The 2,111-nt window shown below is 68.4% G+C and carries 2 protein-coding genes and 1 pseudogene; all 3 read right to left on the reverse strand.

Annotation, left to right across the window (positions count from 1 at the left end; genetic code table 11):
* Positions 1–871, reverse strand: a pseudogene (locus tag ACFWZ5_RS46190) (ISKra4 family transposase); the annotation flags it as partial.
* 77 nt (positions 872–948) lie between these two features.
* Positions 949–1,479 carry a hypothetical protein gene (locus ACFWZ5_RS46195; RefSeq protein ID WP_384893282.1) on the reverse strand — a complete coding sequence of 177 codons (531 nt, stop codon included), beginning with the start codon at positions 1,477–1,479 and terminating at the stop codon, positions 949–951.
* Positions 1,480–1,522: 43 nt separating this feature from the next.
* On the reverse strand, positions 1,523–2,111 hold a 589-nt coding region (locus ACFWZ5_RS46200), incomplete at its 5' end, for a hypothetical protein (RefSeq protein WP_384893285.1).

Consider the following 2,111-nt stretch of genomic DNA (forward strand, 5'->3'; position numbering starts at 1 on the left):
CCGACCCGTAGAGCCACTTCGCCACGGCGTGCGGTCCGGGCCGCAGTCTGCGCTGGCCGTGTCGGCCGCCGGGCGGGGCGATGACATCGTGCGGGCGTCGTGGGGCGGGTACGGCATCGTAGACGGCGGCGAGGGTGGCCATGCGTTTGCGGGCGGGTTTCTCCCCGGCGGCGAGCCGGGTGCGGAACAGACCGGGGCGGGCCGCGGCCTTCTGGGTCGCGGGCCGCAACGCCTCCGGGCGCATCACGATGCCTTTGCCGTCCACCGAGATCACCAGCAGGGTATCGGCGGTGCACGGGGTGGGAATCCGGGCCCGGTAAAAGGCGTCGATGTCCACCGCGGCGTCCACGACCAGGTCTTCGACCTGTCGTTTACCGATGACCGGGCCGCAGCGGCGGCAGATCGCCTCGGTCGCGGTGTCGAAGGAGGCCCGTACTGATTCCAGGACGGCCAGCCGCGCGAGGGAGTACGAGTGCCGGCGCCTGGGCAGCGACAGGGCCACATCGGCCGGGTAGACGTTCGTCGTTCCGGGCCGCCGCCAAGCGCACCGGCGCACGGCCACGGTTCCGAACAGCGTGGCCAGCTGGCGATGATGGCCCTTCTCCAGGCGGGGGCGGACCAGGCGGTCCGGGCCGATCACTACCGGTGGGCGGGTGCGGGCGGCCGTTTCCTCGCGCAGGGCGCGCAGGTCGAGGTGGTCCTGCAGGAGCTGGCGCAGCAGTAACCGCCCGCGGCGGTCCAGGAGTTCTTCCAGCTCGTGGTGGGGCAGACGGCCGGTGGCCGGGTTGTGAAGCTCGGCGACGAGCGCGTTGTAGAAATTCATCGAGGGCGCAAACAGGTCAGGCGTCGGCGGGGTGTCGTAGCGTTCCACCGTGGGCTCTTCTCTCGGCGGTACTGGTTGTTGGCACTTCCGACCGTAGAGAGAAGAGCTTCTTGGTCACCATCCCTTCACGCCTCGCCGCCGCCCCGGGGCGGCGGGGTGAACCTGCCCGGCCCGTCCTCGGCCAGCCAGCCGCGGTCCACCAGACGCTTGAGTTTCGACCGCAGTCCCTCGACCTTGGAGCGGTCCACGCTCAGCCCGGCGGCCTCGGCCACCTGCATCGCCCGCAGCGGATGGCCGGCATCGGCGATCACCTCGACCAGGTCCTGGTAGGAGGTCGGCAGCACCGACAGATCCAGGCCGGGGCGCCAGGGCGGCACCGTCTGCACTCCGATCGGTGAGCCCTCGCCGAACCGGGAGGCCGCTGGCGGTGCGTCCGCTTCTGTTTCCGCTTGCCCGTCACCTTCGGCTGCCGCTGGATTCGCGCCGGTCTCATCGAGGATCTCAGCGACCGTCTCCCGGGCGATCTCCAGCCGGGACAACCTCTGCTCAGCCGACGCGAGCCGCTCAGTCAACTCGGCTATCTGCTTGCGGAGCTCTTCCACCCGTGCGCGGGCCTCGGATTCCCGCTGTTCGAGTTCCTCGATCAACGAGCCCATCGCGCCCACCATCCTGCTGAACCGCTATCGGCCTGCCTGGAGGTTAGAGATACCCAGGTTCACCCGTGGCGACGAACCGGACCAAGGACTGCTCCAGCAGCTCCAGGAAGTGGCGCAGGTCGTCCGCTACTTTGTCGGATTCAGGATCTTCCAGCGATGCCGTCCGTGTCCGGTGGACCGAGCCGTCAGGGCTGACGATGTAGGACCGGCCGCCCCCGTCGGATCCGATCACCAACCCGCACGGCTCCTGGCTCTCACCCACACAGATGGGCCCGTAGTCCGCGAGGTGCTGAAGGAGATCGCGCGCGGGATGAATGAAGTAGCCGTTGCCGACGTCCGCCCATACGACTTCGCCGATGCTGCCGTAGAAGACGACCAGGTCATGGGGCGCGCGAACATCGGTACCCAGAGCGCGGACCGCCCCTTGATCATCGTGGCTGGCGAGACGGATCTGGTTGGTTCCTGGCGGGAAGCCGTGCTTGCGCTCGAACCCCTCCGTCATCTCACCCAGCACTCCTGAAACTGCACTTGCCCACGAGGACAGCCAGGCCGACGACAACGAATGCTCACTCACAAATCCCGATCCTGTCACGACCTGCAGACATCCGTCCCTACAGGAGAGCCACACCCAA

Origin of the sequence: Streptomyces sp. NPDC059003 (assembly GCF_042740445.1) — a bacterium.
Classification (GTDB): domain Bacteria; phylum Actinomycetota; class Actinomycetes; order Streptomycetales; family Streptomycetaceae; genus Streptomyces.